This window comes from Thalassospira sp., from assembly GCF_002709775.1.
Lineage (GTDB): Bacteria > Pseudomonadota > Alphaproteobacteria > Rhodospirillales > Thalassospiraceae > Thalassospira.
This window is the reverse complement of sequence record NZ_PAQR01000054.1, coordinates 96,920-120,499: the sequence shown is the minus strand read 5'-3', so window position 1 is coordinate 120,499 and position 23,580 is coordinate 96,920. Positions and strand designations below refer to the sequence as shown.

Sequence of the window (23,580 nt, the reverse complement as noted above, 5' to 3'; positions counted from 1 at the left end):
ATCCTATCCGATCTTACGTTCGGAACGTTGATCGTTATTGGGGCTGTTGGTGAATTCCGGCATGCTTTCGACATATAGCGATTGTGACGGGAAGGCAAAAGCCGCCCCCTCTTTCTCGACAATGCGCTTGAAAGCAATGATGTGGCGATTGCGGATGTCGCGCCAGGTCACCCAGTCCGTCGTGGTGGTGAAATAATACAGATCAATATTGATCGAGCTTGCCCCGAAGTCAGACAGATGCACCATCTGGGCAACTTCCGTCTGGGCAACGTCTTCGTCGTTTTTCAGGAAGTCGCGCAGTTTGTCAACGATGGCTTCCATCTGTTTGGCGGTTGTCCGGTACTCAAGACCAATCACCATCTTGATCCTGCGATGGGTCATGCGTGACCAGTTGATCACCGGGGAATCGACAATCTGGGCGTTGGGCATGGTGACCAGTGCCTTGGCAAAGGTGCGCACCTTTGTCGCGCGCAAGCCAACGACTTCGACGGTTCCCTCAAAGTGAGGCGTTTCGATCCAGTCGCCACGTTTATAGAGATTGTCGGCAAAAATCGTCAGACCGCCAAAGATATTGGCAACAGAATCCTTGGCTGCAAGGGCAACCGCCATCCCGGCCAAACCAAGGCCGCCAAGGAAAGCCGAAACATCAATGCCCCAGTTTTCCAGAATAATGACGCCGCCGATTACCACAATCAGGGTCTTTACACCGCGGATAAAGAACTGACGGAGGTCATCACCCAATCCGGCACCAAATCGGCCAACCAGCCGATTAAGCGATACGCCCAAAGGCTCAACCGCACGGAAAAGTGCCCAGAAGATGCAGAATGCGGCCGCGACAGAAATCGCTTCAACTGCGACAGCATCGATTTCCTCGGGAAGAGCCAGTACCTCGGTCGAGAAATAGACACCAAGCAGCATGAATAGCGCTTGCAGCGGCAATGCAAAGGCATCAAGCACATTGCCCATCATGCTCTCGGAGCGTTGCTGTGCAATCCGGCGCAAAATACCCAGCGCACCGCGCACCAGAACCCGCTTGAAAATGAAGAAAACCAGTAGCACCAGCGCAGCACCAACAAGCCTTCCGATCTCCCCGCCGCCAAGCATATCGACCCACGTATTCATGTGGCCGATAACCTCTTCGTTCAGGTTGTCCAGTTCGGTCGTCATTTCATCCATGGCTTGTAAGCTGTTCTGATGTTAAGGTTATTACGACTTCTGACTTGGTACGACTATGTAGCACATCGTTCTCTGGCCTTTGTATAACAACTAAATTGGCTCAGGCATATGGCATCATTTGCGTCGGGAAGCTTACACGTTATTGGCGGCGGCCTTGCCGGTTCGGCACTCGCTACCTGTATGGCCGAGGACGGCTTTAACGTAACGCTTTATGACGAGGCAGAGCCATTTGAAAGCCGCTGGACACGCGGTATGCATACCGCACCAGAAAGCCACAAGACGGCCGAGCCGGAAATATTCTATGACCAGAACGGACTGGTTGCAGACTTTTTTGCCCGCTATCCCGAAATCCCCCAAAAGCTGATCCGCCCCGCACACTGCGTCATGGGATTAAAGCGCGGACGACGCAAACCGGCCATCGTCTCGCTGGATCAGGGGATCTCACGTGCACTGATTTCACGGCGGATCGGTTTTGCTGCACGCACCTATACAGCGCTCACCATGTGGCATCAACGATTTGCCAGCGAAGAAAACAGGGTTGAGAGCACCCTGTCATCAGGGGCGTTTGAGGCAGACGACAAAGCCAATCAACCGGGCACATATCATCGAGATGCCTTGACGGTTCTGGCCGAAGTTCTGTTTTCGATGCCGGCACACCGATGTTCAAAGGCGCTTTTGGGGCGGGTTCTGGTACCAAGATTGCGCGCCATTTTGGCCAAAAGCCATGAGCCGGTATTTTCGGCCATTGATCCGATCATCCTCAATGACATTGCCCTGCCCGCCTTGCGCGAACGGTTCTTGGCTGCTGGTGGTATGATCAAGGGGCAAACGAAACTGGGTGACATTGACAGTACGTCGGACTACGCCACTGATCTTTTGTTTGAAGATGACAGTCAGATCGTTCTGAAACCCGATGATGCGGTTGTTCTGGCGCTGCATCCCAAGCCGCTATGTGATGCAGTACCCGATATTGGCATTTCCCCGACACCGTCACATCGTCGCAGCATGACCTTTGAAATGCGCAAGGCATTTGCCGAGCCACGTGCCCTGTTTGTCAGCGATGATATCGTGCGCGCGATTTACTGCAATCGCCGGCATCTGCAGGTCAATCTGAACAACAGCATGCAGCTTCACGATGCCCAGAACGCTGATCAGTTTGCCCAGTTGGTCTGGCAACGTTGTGTCTGGCTATGTGACCAGTATCTTAATCTTGATCTGCAAACCCGCGCAGATAACGCCGAAAATGCGTTACACCCCAACCATCTTTTTATCCATGCTGAGGCCCCCTTCCCCGAAATGACACCGGGCATGGCGGCTGCGCGACAGCAACTGCGCGCGCCATGGAAAAATGTATTTCTCTGTGGGGATGTCTTCCCAGCGGATCAGGCACCGGGACCAGCCGCGCTGTTTTCAAGCGTGCTTGATATTCGCCATGAATTGCAGAAATTCTTTGCCTGAAACTCAGACCGCAATCATCGCCGCCGCAACACGGCGTGCTTCGGACACCAGCACGTTATAGGTCCGGCAAGCTGCACCGGTATCCATCGGCTCAATGACAATCCCGTGCGGCTTGAGCGCCTGACGCCAGGCCATTGGCACCTGGGTCAAACGCGACCCCATGCCCAGCAACAGGATTTCGATATCATCTGCCTTGTCGATCACGCGGGAAAACGATTCTGGCGTAATGTCCTCAGCCTTCGTCACGTTCCACGAATAAACAGATTCGGGAAACAGCAGGATCGAACCCGTGACTGTCTCTTCGCCAAAACGGAACAAACCATCACCATAGCTGGTGACCATTTTGCTGCCCTCGGCAACCAAGGTACTTACTTCAAGAGACATATTGGCCCCATTCGCCGTCTTTCATTAGAGTTGGGTTGGACTTAGTCCGAATTGTGCCGGGTGTCGAGATGCTCTTCGGTAATTTTTCTACGCCACAGAATGAACAACCCGGATAAAACGACGATACCGCAGCCGATGATCATGAACATATCGGGTTTTTCGCCAAACAGGACCATGCCCAATGCAATACCAAACAACAAGCGCGTGTAGCGAAATGGCGTAACGGCGGAAACATCACCGGTGCGCATTGCTTTCATCAAGGCCGCGTAGGCAAACGCCCCCATCAGGATTGCGCCAACGAAATACAACGTGCTTTGTGTATTCATCCACGTGAACGCTTTGCCATCCCAAATGGAAAACACGATGCCGGCCAGAATAATAGCCACAAAGCCATAGAAACCAAGGATCGACGTGCTGAGGGATACAGGTGCGGCACGGCTGGCAAGATCCCGCCCAGCAAAGCCGATTGTGCCGATCACAGCGAGCAAGGATAACGCCGAAAAACTGTCAGCGGTCGGACGCAAAATGATCAAGACGCCGATCAATCCGATGATGATGGCGGTCCATCTTCGCCAACCGACCTTTTCGCCAAACAGGATCGCCGCCCCAAGAACGACGATAATCGGCGTCGCCTGAAGAATGGCGGTTGTCGATGAAAGCGGGGTTAGCGCCAGTGCGAGGACATAAAACAACCTTCCAATCACTTCAAAAACGATTCTTATGCCCATGGCGCGCGACAGCACGTCCGGATTAAGCAAGCGCTTGTTGTTGATCCTCGCGACTACAGCAAACAGCAGCGCCCCGCCAACCCCAAACACAACCAACACCTGCCCAACAGCGTGGCTCTCTGAGACTGCCTTGACGAACGCATCCTCAAAAGAAAACGCCACCATGGCTGCCATCATCCAGACGCTGCCGATCAAATTAGCGCGATGTTCGGGGTTCGAAGCAATATGGGGTGTCATCGGTTGCCGCCAGTTTTTAAGGGACTTTTTATCGGCACTCCAGAGACGGAAGTTAAAGACCGAAAACGATCAAATCCCCCAAAAGAAATGGCCGGGTTTGTTGTCTCACAAACCCGGCCACAGTGTAAATGTCTATAAATTCAACCCGATGGATCAGACGATCAGGCGTTGGCTTCCTGACCTTCTTCTGCTTCGGGGATCTTGCGCTTAAGGCGCAGGACCACCAGCAGCGGTGATGCCACACAGATCGAAGAATAGGTCCCGATCACGATGCCGAAGATCAATGCCATGGTGAAACCACGGATTGCTTCGCCACCGAACACGAACAAGGCAATCAGCGCCAGCAACGTCGTAAAGGACGTCATGGTCGTACGGGAAAGCGTCGAGTTGATCGACAGATCCAGAAGATCTGGAATTTCCATCTTGCGGAACTTGCGCAGATATTCACGGATACGGTCAAAGACAACTACGGTATCGTTGATTGAATAACCCGCAACTGTCAGGACTGCCGCCAAGGTTGCCAGATCGAACTGAACACCGGTAATGACAAAGAAGCCAATGGTGATCAGCACGTCATGAAGCAACGCGGCAACAGATGCGACAGCAAATTGCCATTCAAACCGGATCCAGATATAGACCATGATCAGGAACAGCGAGATCACGACCGAATAGACGCCTGCTTCCTTAAGCTCGCTACCGACTTTCGGGCCGACAAGCTCGCTTCTGCGGATGGTGACATCATCGCCAAGGGCCTTGGTGACAGCAGCAAGGGCGGCCATCTGGGCTTCTTCTTCGCCGTCCTGACGCTGCAACTGGATCAGGACGTCATCCGGCTCGCCGAATTCCTGAATGGAAACGTCACCCAGGCCAAGACTGCCTAGATTGTCACGCAGCGCATTGATATCCGCCGGGCCATTGGTCTTGATTTCGACCAGAATACCGCCACGGAAATCGATGCCAAAGTTAAGTCCCTTGGTAAAGAACATGCCAACAGATGCCAGCACCATTACCAAAGACACGATATAGAAAATCTTCCGGAATTTAAGGAACGGGACGTTCACGTCATCCGGGATAAGATGCAAAGGTTTCATATCTTCCCTGTTCCCTTCCTTAAATAACCAGCTCGGTCGGGCGGCTGCGCTTGACCCAGGTTGCAATCAGCAAACGGGTCAGCCAGATCGCCGAGAACATCGAGGTGATAATCCCGATCGCCAGCGTCACGGCAAAGCCCTTGATCGGACCGGAGCCAAAGCTGAACAGCACAAGCGCTGCAATCAAGGTCGTGATGTTGGCATCAAGAATGGTCGACATGGCACTACGATAACCGGCATCAATCGAATTGATGATCGATCGTCCGTTTCGCCGTTCCTCGCGGATACGCTCAAAGATCAGAACGTTGGCGTCAACCGCCATACCGACTGTCAGAACGATACCTGCGATCCCCGGCAGGGTCAGTGTCGCCTGAAGTACAGACATCACCGCCAAAACCAGGATCAGGTTCATCATAAGCGCAATATCGGCATAAATGCCAAATCGGCCATAGCTGATCACCATGAAGGCAATCACGAAGACCAGACCAAGGACGGCGGCAAATTCACCTGCCTCGACCGAATCCTGGCCAAGGCCCGGACCGACCGAACGTTCTTCAAGGATCTGCATCGGTGCCGGCAAGGCGCCCGCACGCAGCAGAAGCGAAAGATCGTTGGCTTCCTGAACGCTGAACTGGCCGGTAATGATGCCATTACCACCAAGGATCGGTTCATTGATGCGCGGTGCGGAAATCACTTCGCCATCAAGAACAATGGCAAGACCACGACCGGAATTTTTGCTGGTGATATCGCCGAAGCGTGCACCACCGGCCGCATCAAAGCGGAATGATACAACCGGGCGGCCGTCGCTGAAGGTCGGCTGGGAATCAACAAGGTTGTCACCCGACACAACAATGCGGCGATCAATCAGATATTCACGGATGCCGTCACCTTCATCTGCCGACGGCAGGATCATGGTTCCCGGCGGAAGGCCGGTCGCACGTGCATCAGCAGCGGTTTTTTCGTTGTTCACAAGATGGAAGTTCATCTTTGCAGTACGGCCAAGGATGGCACGCAGGCGTGACGGATCATCAAGACCCGGCACCTGTACAACGATACGGTTTTCACCCTGACGCTGGATTGACGGTTCCGTGGTGCCCAGTTCGTCAACACGACGACGGACAACTTCAAGGGACTGCGCAATCGCACGGTCGATCAGTTCGCGGTAAGCAACCTCGTTATAGGTGACAACGATATTGTTGCCCTCGCCGCTCAGTTCGGTATTCGGTTCAGCCGTACGCGCAATTTCGCGGGCCTTTTCGACATCTTCTGGCCGCAGAATGGTGATTTCGGCACCATTTTCCGTGGCTTCACGCGGGCGGTTACGGATCTGTTCCTGACGCAGTTCGGTGCGGATTGCATCAGCAAGGGCATCATAACGTTCGCGCAGAACACTGTCGGTGTCGACTTCAAGCAACATGTGCGAGCCGCCACGAAGGTCCAGGCCAAGATTGATCTGCTTGCCCGGCAGGTAACTGGATTCAGTCGGGAACGTGCCCGACGGCAGGAAGTTCGGCGCCGCATAAATGACGCCCAATGCACACACCAGAAGGACCAGTGCTGCTTTCCATTTGGTAAAATAAAGCATGTTTTTGTGACCGGATCTGTCAGGGTCAACCTAGGTCTGGTTCCAAGATTCTTGGAACAACGGGTATTGGGTACCGCTTCAGGCCACCGGCAAAATGCAAGAAGGCGGAGCCTTGTGCCCCGCCTCGCTTGATACGAAGAGATCAGTCTTTCTTGGTCTCTTCTTCTTTTTCTTCTTTGTCGTCTTTCGCGTCGCTTTTGGCAGGTTCGGTTTTCGAAAGAACCGTGGAAACCATGCCGCGTGCTACTTTAACTTTGACGCCATCAGCGATCTCGACCGACAGTTCATCATCGCCAACAACCTTGGCAACGGTACCAATCAGGCCACCAGCGGTAACAATCTTGTCGCCGCGACGGATCGCATCGAGCATTGCTTTATGTTCTTTCTGCTTTTTCTGCTGAGGACGAATAAGCAGGAAATAGAAAACAACAAAAATCAGGATCAGCGGTGCAAACTGCATCAGCGCACCCGCACCATCTGCACCACCAGCGGCCTGAGCGTAAGCCGTCGAAATAAACATTAGGAACTCCTAATCCCTCAGAACAAAAAATATCAACTGCCGGAATATAACGGGGTGTTGCGCCAAAGCAAGGGAGAACCGGTTTTAAAGCACTAAAATCAACACTTGTGTGCTTTTGTTCACCTTGCGTTGCACGAAAGTCCTTATAACAAAGACTTCCATTGACTTGCTGATGTGCTAGCTTTCCGGCCAACAAAAAACGTCACCGGAACAAGAAACCCCCAAGAGGCCCCGATGAGTAGCGATTTCGACAAGCTTTTGCCTACCCTTGAACGCATTGCCACAGCGCTTGAGCGTATAGCGCCCCCGGCACGGTCCGAGAATGATCTGAGTGCCGCAGATGCCTTTGTCTGGCAGGCACAAGCCAGCTACTTGCAGCCGGTGCGTAACGTCAACCGCGTTGATATCGGCCTTCTTCAAGGCATCGGGCAGCAAAAAGAAATCCTTTATAACAACACCAAACGCTTTGCCGATGGCCTGCCTGCCAACAACGCGCTGCTTTGGGGCGCGCGCGGGACCGGCAAAAGTTCCATCGTCAAGGCGATGCACGCCAAGATCAACGCCGAAAACCCGGCATCGCTGGCACTGGTTGAAATTCATCGCGAAGACATCCCGACCCTGCCCGATCTGTTGCATATCCTGCAAGACAGCGGCCGCCGGACCATTCTGTTCTGCGATGACCTGTCCTTTGACATGCATGATGAAAGCTATAAGTCGCTTAAAGCCGTGCTGGATGGCGGGATCGAGGGCCGACCCAAGAACGTTATTTTCTATGCCACATCCAACCGTCGTCATCTGATGGCGCGCGATATGATCGAAAATGAACGCTCCACGGCGATCAATCCGTCCGAAGCGGTCGAGGAAAAGGTCTCGCTCTCGGATCGTTTCGGTCTGTGGCTAGGTTTCCACAACATCTCGCAGGATGTCTATTTCGAGATCATCGAAGGCTATGCGAAGGAATTCAAACTCGACATCCCGACCGAAGAATTGCACGCACGCGCCAAGGAATGGACCGTTACGCGCGGCAGCCGTTCCGGTCGTGTCGCATGGCAGTTCATTCAGGAAGTTGCAGGTGAACTGGGCAAGTCCATCGACTAGCAACGCCGTCACATAAGCTGTTCAGATAAAGACACCCGGGCAGAACGTCCGGGTGTTTTCGTTAGCGCGATACCATCACGCTTGGCAGGAACTTGATTGGGTCCGATGATTTGCGGCCCTGACGTACTTCAAAGTGAAGTTGCGGGAAGGTCACAGCCCCTGTTGTGCCAACGGTCGAAATCTTTTGCCCGCGTGTCACCACATCCCCGCGGGCCACAAGCGGGCTTTCTGTGTGGGCATAGGCGGTGACGAAGTTATCCGCGTGCTTGATCAGGATCAGGTTGCCAAACCCGCGCAGTTCGTTACCGACATAGGTCACAACGCCGTTTTCTGCCGCCAGAATCGGTGTACCACGGTTGGCTTGAATGTTGATACCGTCATTAAACAGGCCTCCAGACCCGGCGCCGTATTTCAGAACGACCTTGCCCTGAACTGGCCAGATAAAGCCCTTTCGGGCGGATGGTTCTGCCAGGGCGACGTTTTGGCGCACATTGCTGCCCTGCCCTGCAACTGCCATCGGTTTGCTATCGGTCTGCCAGCTACGTGCAGACGCCATCTGGCGTTCGGCTGCTGCGGCGAAGTCCTGTGGTTTGATCCCCGGCGTTGGAATGCTGCCGCCATTACGCGGCGAGACACGCGCAACCGTTGTCGTCGGGCGGGATGTTCGTACCGGCGCGCTCTTCGTTTTGGCCGGAACACTTACCACCTGTCGCTTGCCGCCGATGGTAACGGTTTTGGTCGGTGTAGTTGATCGGGATGCCACGGCTGTATCGGGCGGCATGCTGTCATAGTTCGGCGTCCAGGGCGGCAGCACAAGCCGCTGGCCCGGATAAATAACAAAAGGCTCGCGAAGGTCATTGCGCCGGGTGAACTGGACAAAATCCATGTGATAGCGCACTGCCAGCTGCGACACAGTATCACCCGGCTCAACGGTGATGACGCGTTCGCCGTTTTTAAGCTTTGGCATGCTATAGGGGCTGTAACTGGCCCCATCGCCATACACCACCGGCACCGGAACGGAATTGAGCAAACAGCCACCAAGCGCCGCACTTGCCGCACAGACAAGCAGCAGGCGTTTTCCGTGATAAACAGCGCTTTTGACACAATTTTCCATCATGTTTTCGATTGTCTCCGATCAGCGGTTAACAATCGGTAAGCATCAGGGTGCTTTCGATGGATTTTTATCGGGTAGTAGCGGCTAGAATTCTTCGGTTCCGGGCAGCATCGGAACAAACCGAACCGGCATCAATTCGGTCACGTCAACGCCGCTCGGCGTGCGTGTTACACGTAGCAACAGCTGTGTATGGGATACCTCGCCCACAGGAACGACCATAATCCCACCAACCGCAAGCTGGTCGACCAGCACCGGCGGTACGTCCTGTGCCGCAGCCGTCACGATAATGCGGTCAAACGGAGCCTGCGCCTTCCAGCCAAGCCCGCCGTCGGCATGCAGGGTCGATATGGTGTGAAGGCCCAGTTCACGGAACTTTTCTTCGGCTTCGCGCAAAAGTGGCTTGTGTCGTTCAAGGGTGTAAACGCGCCGTGCCAGTTTCGCGAGAATGGCCGCCTGATAACCAGACCCGGTGCCGACCTCTAGGACCTTCATGCGGTCATTAAGCTCAAGCGCTTGGGTCATCAGGGCGACGATATAGGGCTGCGAGATCGTTTGGCCCTTGCTGATCGGGAGTGCAACGTTTTCCCAAGCCCGACTGACGAACGGATCTGCTACGAAGGATTCGCGGGGAATTTCCGACAATGCCGACAGCACAGTTTCATCGTGAATACCATCATCACGAAGGATCTGCAGCAGATTGGCTATGGCGGTTTCGCGCGTAATCACCGGCTCGTTCACGGAAAGGCCTTCGTCAGTTTTTCAAACGTTTCGTAATGGGTGAAATCAAGGCTGATCGGGGGCACCGAAATATTACCCTGTTCGATCACACGCAAATCAGCCTTGTTGTCCTCGGGCAGTTCGGACTGAATGGCGCCGATCCAGTAGTAAGGCTCCCCACGCGGATCAAGGCGTTCGGCAATATGATCACCGATCTTGCGTTGTCCCTGCTTGGCGATTTTGACCTCTGCCCCGCCATTTGCTTCATGGTCGGGGAAGTTGACGTTGATCAGAACGCCTTTGGGCCAGGTCGTGGTGACCAAAGTCGCCAGAACGTCCTTCAGGTACTTTTCAGCAATCGTCCAGTCGATCATGTCACTGGCAAAATACTGCGAAAAGGCAACCGCCGGCACATTCAGAAGCGTTGCTTCCATGGCGGCGGCCACGGTACCGGAATAGGTCACGTCCTCGCCAAGGTTGCCACCCCGGTTAATCCCGGACAAAACAATGTCAGGCGGGCTGTCACGCATGACCTGCTGCAGGCCAAGCAGAATGCAGTCCGTCGGGGTGCCATCGACGGCAAAGTGCCGTTCGTCGCGCTTATGAATGCGCAACGGGCGACGCAGGGTCAGGGAATGCCCCGCCCCGCTTTGCTCCATCGATGGTGCAATCACCCAGACATCATCAGAAAACTCGCGCGCGAGCTGTTCGAGCAGCTTGATCCCTGGCGCGTCAATGCCATCATCATTACTGATCAGGATACGTGCGTTGGTGAGATCGAGCATGTCTGTATGTCCTAGCGCGCCGAGATAACCTCGAGACCGCCCATATAGGGCTTGAGCGCATCCGGAACACGGATCGAACCATCTGCCTGCTGATAGTTTTCCATCACCGCAATCAGGCAACGGCCAACCGCAAGACCAGACCCGTTCAGGGTATGGACAAACTGGGTCTTTTTCTCGCCAGCAGCACGATAACGCGCATTCATACGGCGTGCCTGGAAGTCACGGGTGTTCGAGCAGGAAGAAATCTCACGATATTTGCCCTGCCCCGGCAGCCAGACTTCGATGTCATAGGTTTTCGTGGCGGAGAACCCGATATCACCGGTGCACAGGATCACGGTGCGATACGGCAAACCAAGGCGTTCGAGAACCGTTTCCGCACAACGCGTCTTGCGGGTCAGTTCCTCGTCCGATTTCTCGGCCTCGACCACCGAAACCATTTCGACCTTGGAGAACTGATGCTGGCGGATCATGCCACGGGTATCACGCCCGGCCGAACCGGCTTCCGAGCGGAAACACTGGGTCAGCGCGGTGTAACGCAGCGGAAGCGCTGCCTGATCAACGATTTCGTCTGCCACCTGGTTGGTCAGGGTGACTTCAGAAGTCGGGATCAACCAGTAATCATTGGTCGTTTTAAACAGGTCTTCGGCGAATTTTGGAAGCTGGCCAGTGCCAAACACTGCATTGTCGCGCACGAGCATCGGCGTGATGGTTTCTTCATAACCATGCTCGGTCGTGTGCAGGTCGATCATGAACTGCGAAAGCGCACGTTCAAGCTTGGCAAGACCGCCACGCAGAATAACAAAGCGCGAACCCGAAAGCTTGGCGGCGGTTTCGAAATCCATCAGGCCGAGTTTTTCACCAATCTCGAAATGTTCAAGCGGCTTGAAATCAAACTCACCGGGCGTACCCCAACGATTGACTTCGACATTGTCATCTTCGTCTTCACCGACCGGCACTTCGGGATCGAGAACGTTCGGGAAGGACGACAGCAGAAGATCAAGCTGATCATTAAGCGATGCCTGTCCGTCCTCGGCTTCCTTGATCTTGTCCTTGAGCGTGCCCATTTCGGCCATCAGGTCGTCAGCATTCTCGCCATTTTTGCGCAATTTGCCGATTTCACCTGAGATCGTCTTGCGGCGCGCCAGCATTTCCTGATGTTCAGTCATCAGTTTGCGGCGCTCAACGTCGATATCGATCAGACGCTGTGCGGTAACGTCCTGTTTGCGCGCAGTCATTGCTGCGTCAAAAGCCTCGGGATTGTCCCGAATCCATTTAATGTCGTGCATCGAACGGCACCCTGTCAGTCTATCTATTTGTGGCTTTATACGATGGGGTGGACCCAAGGTCCACCCCGTCAAATCGGACGGTTTCGGTTGACAATTTCAATCAACGGGCGTTGTTGAAATCATCCTCGCCATCATCATTGTTCGACGGTCCGGACAGCTTTGGCGCATCGCTGTCATCATCGGAAGATCGGGTCAATGATGACTGGCCATCATCATAGGATGCAGCGGCTTCTGCTTGCGCATCAACGCTGTCCCCAGATGTTGCAACCGTTGTTCCGGTAGCAGCTTGTGCTTCGTCTTCATCAGACTCCGCTTCATCATCTTCGTCGTCTTCGTCATCAGCGGCTTTGGCGCGCTTACGCTCCGAAATCCGGGCCATGATGATCGAGATTTCATAAAGAATGATAATCGGAATACCCAGACCGATCTGCGAAATCAAATCCGGCGGTGTGAGGACCGCAGCAAAGCCGAACGCAATCACAATCGCATATTTCCGGCGGCGTGCCAGCCCATCGGCGGTCACGATGCCAGCACGTGCCATCAGCGTCAGCAGGACCGGAAGCTGGAAGCAAAGCCCGAAAGCAAAGATCAGCTTCATCACCAGTGAAAGGTATTCACCGACCTTGGCTTCAAGCTGGATCGCGAGGTTGGCTGCGCCGCCCGCCTGTTCAAAGCTCAGGAAAAATTTCCAGGCCAGCGGCATGATCAGGTAATAGACCAGCGCACCGCCCATCAGGAACAGGATCGGGGTCGCGAACAGGAACGGCATAAAGGCCGAACGTTCGTTTTTATACAACCCCGGTGCGACAAAGGCCCAGAACTGACCAAGGAATACTGGTGCGGAAACAAAGCATGCAGCGAAGAACGATACCTTGACGTAAGTGAAGAACACTTCGGTCAGGGCCGTATAGATCATGCGCCGGTCCGGCCCCATGATTTCGGCAAGCGGCCGTACGAGGAACCCGTAGATATCCTCGACGAAGTAGTAACAAGCACCGAATGTAATGAATAGCGCAAGAACCGCCCAGGTCAGGCGGTTTCTCAGCTCGATCAGATGCTCCATGATGGGCATCTGTCTGTCATGCGATTGCATGTTCACGCCTGGCTCTCCGGCTGATCTTTCTTCTTGCTGTCATCTGCGGACTTACCAGACGTCGCTTTGGCCGGTTTCGCAGGTGTATCCGCCTTTTCGACGGGTTTCTCTGCTTTTGGCTTGGACTCAGTCTTTGTCTCGTCGCTTTTGGGGCTTGAGATTTTATTCTCTAGAAAATCGGTCGGGTTGCTATGTGAACTGTTGACCTGCTTGCGCAGATCATCAAGTTCCGCCTCGCGGATGATGTCATCAATTCCGCTTTGGAATTCGCGCGCCATACCGCGCACTTTTTTCCAGTAACCCGCCAATTTATACAGCAGATGCGGTAGCTCTTTCGGGCCGACGACAAACAGTGCGACGACGGCCACAAGAGCCATTTCGGTCCAGCCGATATCAAACATATGACACGCCTATCTGAAGGAAATCCGACAGACGATCAGGATTTCACAGAATCCTTCTCATTATCTTTGCTCTCGGAAGAAACCGATGCAGAGGTCGTGTTTTCGATGGTCTTGGCCGAAGCGCCTGCATCTTCTTCTTTTTCGTTGATGCCCGCTTTGAAGCTCTTGATCCCTTTGCCCATGTCACCCATCACTTTCGGCAGTTTGCCTGCGCCAAAGATGATCAGGACAATCGCAAGAATCAGAACGATTTGCCAAACGCCAATACCCATAACTTCAATCTCCAAAGATCCATTCTGCCTTCCGGCGACTTGCCCGGATAATGGCAGAAAGCCCCCCACTGTGCAATGCGACGGTTGGTTAATACCATCACATGGCGAATTACCTATTTATCATGCGCTTTTCTTTGCCTCAGACCGGGTTAATCCCGGTGCAAGACAACGCATCAGGTCATAGGAAACACGAAGGTCATCTCGGGATCAAGCGTTATAGCGACAGATGGCTGATTAATCGGCGAAAAGCGCCTTGGCACACGTGCGTGGATGTGTGCGCCGGCCTCAAGTGTCAGGTGAAGCAGATTGACTTCACCCAGTACTCGCACCGCATCGACATGGGCCAGAACATCATGGCCATTGACGGCATCCCCGATATGCAGACCTTCGGGGCGAATCAGAACTTCGACATCTGTGCCGTTTTCGATGTCGCTGCTTTCGATATCGCCAAATGGTGTCGCAACCTTGCCGTTCGTGACAGTGCTCGGGAACCGGTTCACCTCACCAAAAAAGGACGCAACAAATCGGTTTTCCGGCTTGAAATACAGGGTTTCGGGCGAACCATCTTGCATGATCTGACCTTCATTCATGATGATGATGCGGTCGGCCATATACATGGCTTCCTGCGGATCATGGGTGACCATCACGGTGGCAATGCCCGCATCTTTGAGAACATGCAAGGTGGTGTCCCGCAAATCCGCACGCCGTGCGACATCAAGCCCCGAAAACGGTTCATCAAGAAGCATGATGCGCGGTTTGGGTGCCAAGGCCCGGGCAAGTGCAATGCGCTGTTGCTGGCCACCAGACAGTTCATGCGGATAGGCGTTGATATATTCCGACATGCCGACCTGTTCGAGTGCGGCCTTGATCGCCGACATGCGATCAGCTTCACTGAAATGACGCAGGCCAAAGCCGATATTCTTCGCCACATTCAGGTGGGGAAACAGGGCATAGTCCTGAAACACCATGCCGACACCGCGTTTTTCCGGCTCCACATAGCCACCCGGTTGGGCAACGATCTGATCGTCGACGGCGATTTCACCAATCTGAAGCTTTTCAAGACCGGCCGCCAAACGAAGAGCTGTGGTTTTGCCACATCCCGATGGTCCCAACAGGCAGACCAATTCCCCGGGAGCTACATCAAAGCTGATATCGCGCAAAACACGGTTCTCACCAAACAGGTGCGATACATGCGACATCTTGAGGCCGTCGGACATCGAAAACTCTTCTAACAACAGGGATCAGACACCCGCAGGTGCAAATGATTTGCGAAATCTTTCGTGGAACTTAAGGTCAGCGCCCGCCTGATGCAAGAAGATGGATCAACTCATTTCGCGATCGTGATCGGAAACCGGGGTTTCTTTGTCCTCGTCGGCAAAATCACTTTCGCTGTCTTGCACCCTGCCCGCCAACTCATCATCGTCATCCAGCAGGTTGGGATTATCTGAATAGATTGTTTCATCCAGATCTTCGAGATTTCGCGTCGTCAGGGCCTCTTCAACGACAGAATCGGTGACTTCGCCGTCATCCACCAGGTCGGGCAAGGCTTCGTCATCCGAACTCGCACCATATCGGCCCATGCCTGGACGGCTATCAAGCAACCCGGCGGCCTTAAGGTCGGCAAGGCCCGGCAGATCATCACGGCTTTCAAGCCCGAAATGATCCAGGAAGTTATCCGTCGTTGCCCAAAGAACCGGACGACCGGGTACGCGTTTGCGCCCACGCGGACGGATCCATTTCGATTCAAGCAGGATATCAAGCGTACCCTTGGAAAGCGCTACACCTCGGATTTCCTCGATCTCGGATCGGGTGACCGGTTCGTGATAGGCAATGATGGCAAGGGTTTCGAGCGTCGCACGGGTCAATTTCTTGGCCTTTTCGACCTCGATATGCAGATCACCCGCAAGATCCATCGCAGTCCGAAACGCCCATTTATCCCCGATCTGCTTGAGGTTCACACCACGCGTCTCATAGGTTTCGGCAAGCGCAGTCATGATGGCGCTTACGTCAGTGCCTTCTGGGAGGCGGGCTGCAATCACCCGTTCACTAACCGGCTCGGCCGAGGCAAACAGAACAGCCTCGACGATGCGGATGTGTTGGAAATCAATCTCCGGACCGGATTCGACGCCTTCGATTTCAAGCTGCGTTTCTACGCTCATTAAATGCCCCTGCCCACCTATTTTTGAAACGAATCTGCGTCATAGTCATAATTGCGCGGCATATCCCCTTCCCGCACAGTCTGTGGTGAACGCAGCAAAATCGGTCCAAAGGTTTCTTCTTGTGAAATTTCAAGTTCGCCGTCACGGCACATTTCAAGGCTTGCGACAAAGTGCGCAGCGAGTGCGGACCGTGCCTTAAGCGGTGTCCCAAGCCCGCGCGGCATAAATTCCAGCAGCCTTGTCCATGTCGGCACAACGCGGCGACCAAACAGGTCGCGCAAACGCTGAATGGCGTCATCCATCGCGTAAAGATCAAAGGCCTCGATCTCAAGCGTTTTGCTTTCCGATGTCAGCATGATCCGCGCATAGGCCTTCAGCAGATCATAAAGTGACGCGTCATAAACCGATGCCGTCGTGACTCGCACTTCTTCCGGATCGCCCCGGCCAAAGAAATCACGTCCCAGATTGGGGCGTTCAAGAAGCTTTTCCCCGGCAGCCTTCATCGCCTCAAGACGTTTCAGCTGGAAAGCAAGAAGCTCCGCCATTTCTTCGGCACTGAGTTCTTCTTCGTCATTTTCCTGCTTGGGAAGCAGGAGGCGCGATTTGAGATACGCAAGCCAGGCGGCCATCACCAGATAATCTGCCGCCAATTCAAGGCGCAAACCCTGCGCGGTGTTGATAAATTCAAGATATTGCTCGGCCAAATCAAGGATGGATATCTTGATGATATCGACCTTTTGGTCGCGTGCCAATTCAAGCAGAACATCAAGAGGCCCTTCGAACCCGTCCAGATCGAGAATCAGCCGTTCGGCAAGGCTCGGCCCCTCGTCGACCGGTTTCTTGTCAAATACATCATCTGGAATTTCGAATTCGAACTGGTCTGCCATCTATCCCCGACTATCCCCCGCAGCTGTCGGCATTCAGGCAAAGATATCTGCCAGAAGCCTTACCAGTGCATTGGCCGGTTCAAGGACCAACCACTGGAACACCGGCAGGTCGATACCAAGCTGCGTTGTCACATAGGGCAGCAAAAAGACTAAGCCGATCAGGATGATCATGCCGGTTTTTTCCATACGCGCCAAGACCCGTGCAATCGGCATCGGTGAAATTGCCGTCAGAACCCGCCCACCATCCAGCGGCGGGATTGGCAACATGTTAAACACAGCCAGGATGCAATTCAGCCAAAGCGACTGGTTAAGCATTGTCGCAAGCCATTCATTCACCGCAGGTGAGAAGCTTGGCAGCCAGACCAGAAGCAGGATTGATGCGATCGCGAGTGCGACGTTTGTCGCCGGACCGGCAATCGCCACCCCGATCACGCCCAAGCGTTGCGGATGCAGGCGATGAAACGCCACCGGAACCGGCTTGGCATAGCCAAACAGAAACGGTGCGGCTGTAATCAACAGCAAGCCCGGGATCAGGATCGTTCCGACCGGATCTATGTGGCGGATCGGATTAAGGCTGAGCCGCCCCATGCGTTGGGCTGTGTCGTCCCCAAACAGTTTGGCGGCAAAACCGTGGGCGGCCTCGTGCAAGGTCACAGCAAGCAGGACCGGGATAATCCAGGTTGTGGCTGAGATAATCAGCTCCATCACGTCATTCACTTCTGATCATCTCCTGCCGACCAGACTGGTGCCAGAAGACTGGCCAGACGTGCCTGCCAATCGGCAACCTGGATGCTGCCCGGTGCATCTGACTTGAAGGTCGCAATCTGGTTGGTAAATGCCTGCGCGCGCTGCAAGGAACTGCCGCTCAGAAGCGGCGCCATCGAGAAGACTTCTTCCATCTCGGTGCGCTTGCCATTGCAATGAAGTGCGATGTCACACCCTGCCCGCAGGCATTCGTGTGTTCGGCTGGCGATCGAGCCACCAAGAGCCTCCATCGAAAGGTCATCGCTAATCAAAAGGTTTTTAAAGCCGATTTCACCGCGAATGACATCTTCAATGACCGTCTGCGACACCGTACCGGGACGCTGATCATCAATCGCGGTAAACAGCAAGTGCGCCGACATTGCCGCCAGCACATCCTTCATCTGCGCAAACGGCGCAAAATCGAACTCGGACAGCGTTTGACGCGATACGCTCACAATCGGCAGATCCTTGTGGCTGTCTACAGTTGCCCGGCCATGCCCCGGGATGTGCTTGATGATCGGTGCAATGCCGCCATCGAGAAGGCCCGCTGCAACCGCACTGGCCAGCATCACGACCTTGCCGACTTCTGCACCATAAGACCGGTCACCGATGACGTCACTCATGCCAGGCAGACGGAGATCAAGAACCGGTGCGCAGGTCGTATTGAAACCGGCTTCGTACAGATCCATCGCCATCAGACGCGCACTGGTATAGGCCGCTTCGCGTGCATCATCGGGATTGCGATCAAACAGATCGCCAAACGCACCAGCGGGTGCGATATGGCGCCAGTGCGGCGGTTTTAACCGCATGACGCGGCCGCCTTCCTGATCGACGAGAATTGGGACGTTCGTATTGCCGACGGTTTCGCGCAGCGCATTGGTCAGCGCACGCACCTGATCCCGGCTTTCGATGTTGCGTGCAAACAGGATAAACCCGAACGGATCGGCTTCACGCAGGAAGCCCTTTTCCCAATTGCTGAGCTCCGTTCCTGCAATCCCGAGGATACAGGAACGTGGCTTTTTGACATCAAGGCCGGACAATGAGGCACCCCACACTGCGTTCTTTCAAATCTGCACAAAGCTTTTCGGCGGCTGCGGAATCGCCAAGCGGGCCGGCCTGCAACCGATAGAAGACACCTTTGCCTTCGATCTCAATACGTTGCACAAACATCTCAAGATTGCCAAGCAAGTCTTTGTTTTTACCAGACAACCGTTTCCATTCCGCAGCAGCGCCGCTTTCCTCACGAACCGATGCCAGCTGCACGCGAAACGCACCAGACGGTGCCACGGCCTGTTCACTTGCAGCTTTCTGTGCGGCGGGTGCCTGTGGCTCAGCCGCACGGTTTTCAGCTGCCGCAACAGCCTTCTCCGCATCTGTCAGCTCAGGTGCGGTAATTTCCGGGGCTTCGACAGCCGTTTCCGCCTCTGGCTCAGCAGTTTGCGTTGCTTCTGCCGTTGCCGCCCCGGACGTTTCCGAAGGCGCCTCCGCCGTCTCTTCTGGCTCGGCCATCTTTGGAGTTGCGGAGACTTCCGGTGCGCGCGGCATGTCCGGGAGCTCTTGCAGCACGACATTGGCGTCTGGATCAACATCGCTCAGCTGATCATAGACCGTTGTCTCACGATGCGGGACTTCCATCCCGCCGGGATCTTCCGGACGGATTTTGATTGGCGATGGATCGGGAAGCAGGATCGGCAGATTGCCATCATCCTGAATGGGCTGGCCCTGATTGTAAAACCAGTAGCCTGCCCCGCCCAAGGCACCGCCGACAACGACGAGCCCAAGAACAACGGTGGCCAGCCCTTTGATCATGCTTTTGCCCGCGGGCCTCTCGGATCCGTAATGATCACCGCGCTCTGCATGAAGGTCGGAACCGTGTTCTTCGCTCATATCTTACATCTCCTCGACGGGCGCGACGCCCAACACCTCAAGACCGGACGCAATGACCGTTGCAACTGCCCTGATCATCGCAAGACGTGCCAGAGTCGCAGCCAGATCATCGGCAACGATGAAGCGTAGTGCGGTGTTGTCACGTCCCTTGTTCCACAAGGCATGGAATTCTGCTGCAATTTCTGTCAGGAAAAAGGCAATGCGATGCGGTTCGTGGGCGGTCGCCGCCTGCTCGACAATGCGCGGCCATTCTGCCATGCGACGCACAAGGAGTTTCTCCTCTTCCGTGCCCAGCAACGACAGGTCAGCACCTGCAAGCGTCTTCTCGGACAGATCCTGACCCGGGAATGCTTCTGCAGCCTGGCGGAACACCGAATTGACGCGTGCATGAGCGTACTGAACGTAAAAGACCGGGTTGTCCTTGGATTGTTCGGTCACCTTGGCGAAGTCGAATTCGAGTGCCGCATCGTTTTTGCGCGTCAGCATGATGAAACGCACGACATCCTTGCCAACGCGCTCTACCACGTCACGCAAGGTGACGAAGGTCCCCGCACGTTTGGACATTTTGACCGGCTCGCCATTGTCAAACAGGCTGACAAGCTGGCAAAGCTTGATATCCAGATCGCCCTCGCCATGCGTGATCGCCTTGGTGGCGGCCTTCATGCGCTTGACATATCCGCCATGGTCGGCCCCAAAGATATCGATCATCAGGTTGAAGCCGCGCTCGTACTTGTCAAAGTGATAGGCAATATCGGACGCGAAATAGGTCCAGCTGCCATCAGACTTCTTCAGCGGGCGGTCAACGTCGTCGCCAAAATCGGTCGCACGGAACAGGGTTTGCGGGCGTGGCTCCCAATCGTCGGGTTTCTTGCCTTTTGGCGGCTCGAGCACGCCGACATATATGTCGCCCTTTTTCTCAAGATGCTCAAACGCTGACTGGACCTTGCCGGCCTTGACCAGACCGTCCTCAGACGTGAACACATCATGGGAAACACCAAGAAGACGCAAGTCTTCCTTGATCAGAGCCATCATTTCAACGATGGCAAAGCCACGGAATTCTTCAAGCCATTCTTCTTCCGGTGCGTTCTGCCACTTGTCGCCATCACGCGCGGCCATTTTCTTGCCCGGCTCGACCAGATAATCACCCGGGTAAAGGCCTTGCGGGATTTCACCAATGTCTTCGCCAAGCGCTTCGCGATAGCGCATGTGAAGCGAACGGGCCAACACATCAACCTGTGCACCGGCATCGTTGGTGTAATATTCCTTGGTCACGGCATAGCCGGCCTTGCCCAAAAGGTTGGCCAGAACGTCACCAACGACCGCACCACGGCAATGACCAACATGCATTGGGCCGGTCGGGTTGGCTGATACATATTCAACGTTGATCTTCTCACCCTTGCCAAGGTCGCTATTGCCATAGTTGGTACCGACTGCAAGAACCTTGGTGACCTGGGATAGCCAGAACTGATCGGCCATGCGCAGATTGATGAAACCTGGACCGGCAATCTCGACTGTTTCAATATGGTCAAGACCACGCAGCTTCTCAGCGAGCTTTTCGGCAAGATCGCGCGGCTTCATGCCGGCAGCCTTTGAAAGCAACATCGCAGCGTTGGTTGCGGCATCCCCGTGAGACGGATCGCGCGGCGGCTCGACCGTCACGCGCGACGTGTCACTTCCGGCAGGAAGAACACCGTCTTTTTCAAGGGCGAGAAGCTCGTTCTCGATATCGCTTTTCAACAGGCTGAAAACATTCATGACTTGGAACTTTTTAATTTCTGGTTCTGACCGGACCGGCCAATTGACTGGCGCCTGTTTTGAGCCATTTCACCTCAAAACGCAAGTCACCCTTATTTGGAGCGACCGAAGGTTTTGACATTTCAGCCATGCGCGCTAAATAGTGACTTAAATACAGCGTTCCGACCATGCTATCATGTGTTCACAGAACGCAAACATGCCTGCCCCGGCAGGTTGGAGACCAAGGAGTGTTGAATGACCGATTCTTCTCGGCAAGTTCAAATGACTGAAAGTGCTGCGAAACGCATTCAGGAACTGATCGCAAGCGAAGGTGCTGCGAACACGATGCTGCGCCTGCAAGTCTCTGGCGGCGGTTGCAGTGGCTTCCAGTATGAGTTCTCGCTGGACTCAGACACCACGGACGAAGACCAGATCTTTGAAAACCACGGTGCGAAAATGGTGATCGATGAAGTATCGCTCGACCTTCTGGGCGGTGCAGAGATTGATTTCGTGCGTGAAATGGTTGGTTCGGCGTTTCGTGTGAACAACCCGAATGCCACCTCTTCATGTGGTTGCGGATCAAGTTTCTCGATTTGATCCGGATCGACAAACCGATTTATAAAACGGGGTTCGTTACTGGCGAACCCCGTTTTGTTTGACCAGACACCCCAAAAACCGAGGCCCGAATGAAAATCGCCACATGGAATGTCAACTCGATCAAGGCACGCCTGCCCAACATTCTTGATTGGTTGCAGGAAGGCAAACCCGATGTGGTCCTTTTGCAGGAAACCAAAACGGTCGATGATGCATTTCCGGCGATGGAGATCGAAGACCTTGGCTACAACATCGCGATACATGGTCAGAAAACCTATAACGGTGTCGCGATCCTTTCCAAATTCCCGATCGAACATGTTGAACGCGGCCTGCCCGGCAATGATGACGACGAACAGGCGCGCTATATCGAAGCAACGATCAGCTCCAATCGACCGGTTCGGGTTGCGTCGATCTATGTTCCGATGGGAACCGCCGTTGGGGATGAGAAGTTTGATTACAAACTGAACTTCCTGGATCGCCTGATCACCCGGTTTGAGAAAATCCGCGCCAGTGGTGAAGCAGCGGTCATGGGCGGTGATTACAACATCGCACCTGATGACATGGATGTGTATGACCCGGCGAAACTGCACGAAACCGTTCTGTGCACGACGGTTGAACGCAAACGCCTGCGCACCATGATGAATATGGGCTTTACCGATGCCTTCCGGACTTTTAATCCCAAAGGCCATCAGTATAGCTGGTGGGACTATCGTGCTGGCGCCTGGAACAAGGATAACGGCCTTCGCATCGACCACTTGCTTCTAACGCCGGCGGCAGCGGACCGGCTGAGTGCGTCGGATATTGACCGCGAGCCGCGTGGCAAGGAAAAGGCATCGGATCATACCCCGGTCTGGTGCATGATCGACGATTGATCAGAAGCCGATAATAACAAAGGGCCGCACCAATCAGGTTGCGGCCCTTTTTTTGTTCGTGCGCAGGTGCGGATTTACTCAGCCGCCTGCTGCATCGCGCTGCGATAGGCAACAATATCTTCGATGCTGATCACGACCATGTCGTGACTGTTGGCATACTCGATCAGTTCCGGAAGACGCGCCATGGTGCCATCCGGGTTGGTGACTTCACACAACACACCGGCGGGCTTGAAGCCTGCCAGATGCATCAGATCAACCGTACCTTCGGTATGGCCACGACGTTCAAGAACGCCACCCGGACGGGCACGCAGCGGGAATACATGACCGGGACGCGCCAGATCGCTTGGCTTGGTGTCATCGGCAATCGCCGTTTTCACCGTGGTCACACGGTCTGCGGCAGAAACGCCGGTGGTGACCCCCACCTTGGCTTCGATGGTGACGGTGAAGCCGGTCCCCATGCTTGATGTGTTGTCCGTGACCATGGGCGGCAGTTCAAGTTCTGTTGCCTTTTCATCGGTCAGGCACAGACAGACGATACCGCTGCAATCGCGGATCAACATCGCCATCTGTTCATTGGTCAGATTTTCTGCGGAAAAAATCAGATCGCCTTCATTTTCGCGATCTTCATCATCAACAACCAGAACGCCCTTGCCCTGACGCAGGTCCTCAAGCGCACGTTCCATACGCGCATGCGGATCGCCAAAGATCGACAGATCGGATTGTTTTTCAATACTCTGATTCATAACCGTCCTCTACGG

At 54.5% G+C, this 23,580-nt stretch carries 25 protein-coding genes; 4 read left to right on the top strand and 21 right to left on the bottom strand.

All coding sequences use genetic code 11. The features are described from left to right. Positions 1 to 3 precede the first annotated feature (3 nt). Positions 4 to 1,167, bottom strand: coding sequence for a mechanosensitive ion channel family protein (locus CMO10_RS17270; RefSeq protein WP_297024559.1), 1,164 nt, complete (start codon positions 1,165 to 1,167; stop codon positions 4 to 6). A gap of 117 nt (positions 1,168 to 1,284) precedes the next feature. Here CMO10_RS17270 and CMO10_RS17265 point away from each other — a divergent pair, with 117 nt between their 5' ends. After that, positions 1,285 to 2,634: an NAD(P)-binding protein gene (locus CMO10_RS17265; protein ID WP_297024558.1), complete on the top strand. Its 1,350-nt coding sequence runs from the start codon at positions 1,285 to 1,287 to the stop codon at positions 2,632 to 2,634. 3 nt (positions 2,635 to 2,637) lie between these two features. Here the strand turns inward: CMO10_RS17265 and CMO10_RS17260 are convergent, their stop codons facing one another. From CMO10_RS17260 to yajC, 5 genes are all read right to left on the bottom strand, one after another. Then, entirely contained in the window at positions 2,638 to 3,018 is a 381-nt protein-coding gene (locus tag CMO10_RS17260; protein ID WP_297024555.1) for an Mth938-like domain-containing protein, read from the bottom strand. Positions 3,019 to 3,059: 41 nt separating this feature from the next. Then, positions 3,060 to 3,983 carry a DMT family transporter gene (locus CMO10_RS17255; protein WP_297024554.1) on the bottom strand — a complete coding sequence of 308 codons (924 nt, stop codon included), beginning with the start codon at positions 3,981 to 3,983 and terminating at the stop codon, positions 3,060 to 3,062. A gap of 161 nt (positions 3,984 to 4,144) precedes the next feature. After that, positions 4,145 to 5,074 (bottom strand): protein translocase subunit SecF, encoded by a 930-nt coding sequence (gene secF / locus CMO10_RS17250; RefSeq protein ID WP_297024552.1) that lies wholly within the window; start codon positions 5,072 to 5,074, stop codon positions 4,145 to 4,147. 19 nt (positions 5,075 to 5,093) lie between these two features. Beyond that, positions 5,094 to 6,659 (bottom strand): protein translocase subunit SecD, encoded by a 1,566-nt coding sequence (secD, locus tag CMO10_RS17245; RefSeq protein ID WP_297024550.1) that lies wholly within the window; start codon positions 6,657 to 6,659, stop codon positions 5,094 to 5,096. A gap of 142 nt (positions 6,660 to 6,801) precedes the next feature. Continuing rightward, on the bottom strand, positions 6,802 to 7,179 hold the full coding sequence (yajC, locus tag CMO10_RS17240) for a preprotein translocase subunit YajC (protein WP_297024548.1): 378 nt from the start codon (positions 7,177 to 7,179) through the stop codon (positions 6,802 to 6,804). Between the two features lie 234 nt (positions 7,180 to 7,413). On the opposite strand from yajC, the gene CMO10_RS17235 reads away from it, so the two are divergent. Next, positions 7,414 to 8,277 carry an ATP-binding protein gene (locus tag CMO10_RS17235; RefSeq protein WP_297024546.1) on the top strand — a complete coding sequence of 288 codons (864 nt, stop codon included), beginning with the start codon at positions 7,414 to 7,416 and terminating at the stop codon, positions 8,275 to 8,277. A 61-nt stretch (positions 8,278 to 8,338) separates the two neighbouring features. On the opposite strand, the gene CMO10_RS17230 is transcribed toward CMO10_RS17235, so the two are convergent. The 14 genes from CMO10_RS17230 to argS all read right to left on the bottom strand — a co-directional run bounded on the left by CMO10_RS17230 (position 8,339) and on the right by argS (position 21,377). After that, positions 8,339 to 9,394 carry a M23 family metallopeptidase gene (locus CMO10_RS17230; protein ID WP_297024544.1) on the bottom strand — a complete coding sequence of 352 codons (1,056 nt, stop codon included), beginning with the start codon at positions 9,392 to 9,394 and terminating at the stop codon, positions 8,339 to 8,341. 81 nt (positions 9,395 to 9,475) lie between these two features. Continuing rightward, positions 9,476 to 10,129 (bottom strand): protein-L-isoaspartate(D-aspartate) O-methyltransferase, encoded by a 654-nt coding sequence (locus tag CMO10_RS17225; protein WP_297024542.1) that lies wholly within the window; start codon positions 10,127 to 10,129, stop codon positions 9,476 to 9,478. Further along, positions 10,126 to 10,893: a 5'/3'-nucleotidase SurE gene (surE, locus tag CMO10_RS17220; protein WP_297024540.1), complete on the bottom strand. Its 768-nt coding sequence runs from the start codon at positions 10,891 to 10,893 to the stop codon at positions 10,126 to 10,128. Before surE ends, CMO10_RS17225 begins: the two co-directional genes overlap by 4 nt. Positions 10,894 to 10,904: 11 nt before the next feature. Beyond that, complete coding sequence (gene serS, locus CMO10_RS17215) at positions 10,905 to 12,179, bottom strand: serine--tRNA ligase (RefSeq protein ID WP_297024537.1); 1,275 nt, start codon at positions 12,177 to 12,179, stop codon at positions 10,905 to 10,907. Between the two features lie 100 nt (positions 12,180 to 12,279). After that, a complete protein-coding gene (tatC, locus tag CMO10_RS17210) occupies positions 12,280 to 13,272 on the bottom strand; it encodes a twin-arginine translocase subunit TatC (protein ID WP_363928348.1) in 993 nt (330 codons plus the stop codon). Positions 13,273 to 13,274: 2 nt separating this feature from the next. Next, a complete protein-coding gene (tatB, locus tag CMO10_RS17205; RefSeq protein ID WP_297024535.1) occupies positions 13,275 to 13,673 on the bottom strand; it encodes a Sec-independent protein translocase protein TatB in 399 nt (132 codons plus the stop codon). Positions 13,674 to 13,708: 35 nt separating this feature from the next. Continuing rightward, a complete protein-coding gene (tatA, locus tag CMO10_RS17200) occupies positions 13,709 to 14,014 on the bottom strand; it encodes a twin-arginine translocase TatA/TatE family subunit (RefSeq protein ID WP_363928346.1) in 306 nt (101 codons plus the stop codon). 104 nt (positions 14,015 to 14,118) lie between these two features. Beyond that, a complete protein-coding gene (locus tag CMO10_RS17195) occupies positions 14,119 to 15,162 on the bottom strand; it encodes an ABC transporter ATP-binding protein (protein ID WP_297024533.1) in 1,044 nt (347 codons plus the stop codon). 105 nt (positions 15,163 to 15,267) lie between these two features. After that, on the bottom strand, positions 15,268 to 16,104 hold the full coding sequence (gene scpB / locus CMO10_RS17190; protein ID WP_297024531.1) for an SMC-Scp complex subunit ScpB: 837 nt from the start codon (positions 16,102 to 16,104) through the stop codon (positions 15,268 to 15,270). Positions 16,105 to 16,121: 17 nt separating this feature from the next. After that, on the bottom strand, positions 16,122 to 16,991 hold the full coding sequence (locus CMO10_RS17185; protein WP_044829064.1) for a segregation and condensation protein A: 870 nt from the start codon (positions 16,989 to 16,991) through the stop codon (positions 16,122 to 16,124). 33 nt (positions 16,992 to 17,024) lie between these two features. After that, positions 17,025 to 17,708, bottom strand: coding sequence for a site-2 protease family protein (locus CMO10_RS17180; protein WP_082049762.1), 684 nt, complete (start codon positions 17,706 to 17,708; stop codon positions 17,025 to 17,027). Continuing rightward, entirely contained in the window at positions 17,705 to 18,775 is a 1,071-nt protein-coding gene (gene nagZ, locus CMO10_RS17175; RefSeq protein WP_297024529.1) for a beta-N-acetylhexosaminidase, read from the bottom strand. The genes CMO10_RS17180 and nagZ overlap by 4 nt, the downstream gene beginning before the upstream one ends. After that, entirely contained in the window at positions 18,762 to 19,622 is an 861-nt protein-coding gene (locus tag CMO10_RS17170; protein ID WP_297024528.1) for an SPOR domain-containing protein, read from the bottom strand. Before CMO10_RS17170 ends, nagZ begins: the two co-directional genes overlap by 14 nt. 3 nt (positions 19,623 to 19,625) lie before the next feature. After that, positions 19,626 to 21,377 (bottom strand): arginine--tRNA ligase, encoded by a 1,752-nt coding sequence (argS, locus tag CMO10_RS17165; RefSeq protein ID WP_297024525.1) that lies wholly within the window; start codon positions 21,375 to 21,377, stop codon positions 19,626 to 19,628. A gap of 234 nt (positions 21,378 to 21,611) precedes the next feature. Between argS and erpA the strand changes: the two genes are divergently transcribed. Together erpA and xth are read left to right on the top strand one after the other, a co-directional pair. Further along, positions 21,612 to 21,953, top strand: a complete 342-nt coding sequence (gene erpA, locus CMO10_RS17160) for an iron-sulfur cluster insertion protein ErpA (protein ID WP_044829059.1) — start codon at positions 21,612 to 21,614, stop codon at positions 21,951 to 21,953. Positions 21,954 to 22,042: 89 nt separating this feature from the next. Next, on the top strand, positions 22,043 to 22,822 hold the full coding sequence (gene xth / locus CMO10_RS17155) for an exodeoxyribonuclease III (protein WP_297024523.1): 780 nt from the start codon (positions 22,043 to 22,045) through the stop codon (positions 22,820 to 22,822). Positions 22,823 to 22,896: 74 nt separating this feature from the next. Here xth and ribB read toward each other — a convergent pair whose 3' ends face one another. Further along, complete coding sequence (ribB, locus tag CMO10_RS17150) at positions 22,897 to 23,565, bottom strand: 3,4-dihydroxy-2-butanone-4-phosphate synthase (RefSeq protein ID WP_297024521.1); 669 nt, start codon at positions 23,563 to 23,565, stop codon at positions 22,897 to 22,899. Positions 23,566 to 23,580 lie beyond the last annotated feature (15 nt).

Coding starts and splice junctions, on each gene's coding strand:
- CMO10_RS17255 (WP_297024554.1), bottom strand. CDS start 3,983: ATGACACCCCATATTGCTTCGAACCCCGAACATCGCGCTAATTTGATC.
- CMO10_RS17170 (WP_297024528.1), bottom strand. CDS start 19,622: ATGAGCGAAGAACACGGTTCCGACCTTCATGCAGAGCGCGGTGATCAT.
- argS (WP_297024525.1), bottom strand. CDS start 21,377: ATGAATGTTTTCAGCCTGTTGAAAAGCGATATCGAGAACGAGCTTCTC.
- ribB (WP_297024521.1), bottom strand. CDS start 23,565: ATGAATCAGAGTATTGAAAAACAATCCGATCTGTCGATCTTTGGCGAT.
- CMO10_RS17230 (WP_297024544.1), bottom strand. CDS start 9,394: ATGATGGAAAATTGTGTCAAAAGCGCTGTTTATCACGGAAAACGCCTG.
- CMO10_RS17260 (WP_297024555.1), bottom strand. CDS start 3,018: ATGTCTCTTGAAGTAAGTACCTTGGTTGCCGAGGGCAGCAAAATGGTC.
- secD (WP_297024550.1), bottom strand. CDS start 6,659: ATGCTTTATTTTACCAAATGGAAAGCAGCACTGGTCCTTCTGGTGTGT.
- CMO10_RS17235 (WP_297024546.1), top strand. CDS start 7,414: ATGAGTAGCGATTTCGACAAGCTTTTGCCTACCCTTGAACGCATTGCC.
- tatC (WP_363928348.1), bottom strand. CDS start 13,272: ATGCAATCGCATGACAGACAGATGCCCATCATGGAGCATCTGATCGAG.
- CMO10_RS17265 (WP_297024558.1), top strand. CDS start 1,285: ATGGCATCATTTGCGTCGGGAAGCTTACACGTTATTGGCGGCGGCCTT.
- yajC (WP_297024548.1), bottom strand. CDS start 7,179: ATGTTTATTTCGACGGCTTACGCTCAGGCCGCTGGTGGTGCAGATGGT.
- erpA (WP_044829059.1), top strand. CDS start 21,612: ATGACCGATTCTTCTCGGCAAGTTCAAATGACTGAAAGTGCTGCGAAA.
- CMO10_RS17270 (WP_297024559.1), bottom strand. CDS start 1,167: ATGACGACCGAACTGGACAACCTGAACGAAGAGGTTATCGGCCACATG.
- secF (WP_297024552.1), bottom strand. CDS start 5,074: ATGAAACCTTTGCATCTTATCCCGGATGACGTGAACGTCCCGTTCCTT.
- surE (WP_297024540.1), bottom strand. CDS start 10,893: ATGCTCGATCTCACCAACGCACGTATCCTGATCAGTAATGATGATGGC.
- serS (WP_297024537.1), bottom strand. CDS start 12,179: ATGCACGACATTAAATGGATTCGGGACAATCCCGAGGCTTTTGACGCA.
- CMO10_RS17195 (WP_297024533.1), bottom strand. CDS start 15,162: ATGTCCGACGGCCTCAAGATGTCGCATGTATCGCACCTGTTTGGTGAG.
- scpB (WP_297024531.1), bottom strand. CDS start 16,104: ATGAGCGTAGAAACGCAGCTTGAAATCGAAGGCGTCGAATCCGGTCCG.
- tatB (WP_297024535.1), bottom strand. CDS start 13,673: ATGTTTGATATCGGCTGGACCGAAATGGCTCTTGTGGCCGTCGTCGCA.
- CMO10_RS17185 (WP_044829064.1), bottom strand. CDS start 16,991: ATGGCAGACCAGTTCGAATTCGAAATTCCAGATGATGTATTTGACAAG.
- xth (WP_297024523.1), top strand. CDS start 22,043: ATGAAAATCGCCACATGGAATGTCAACTCGATCAAGGCACGCCTGCCC.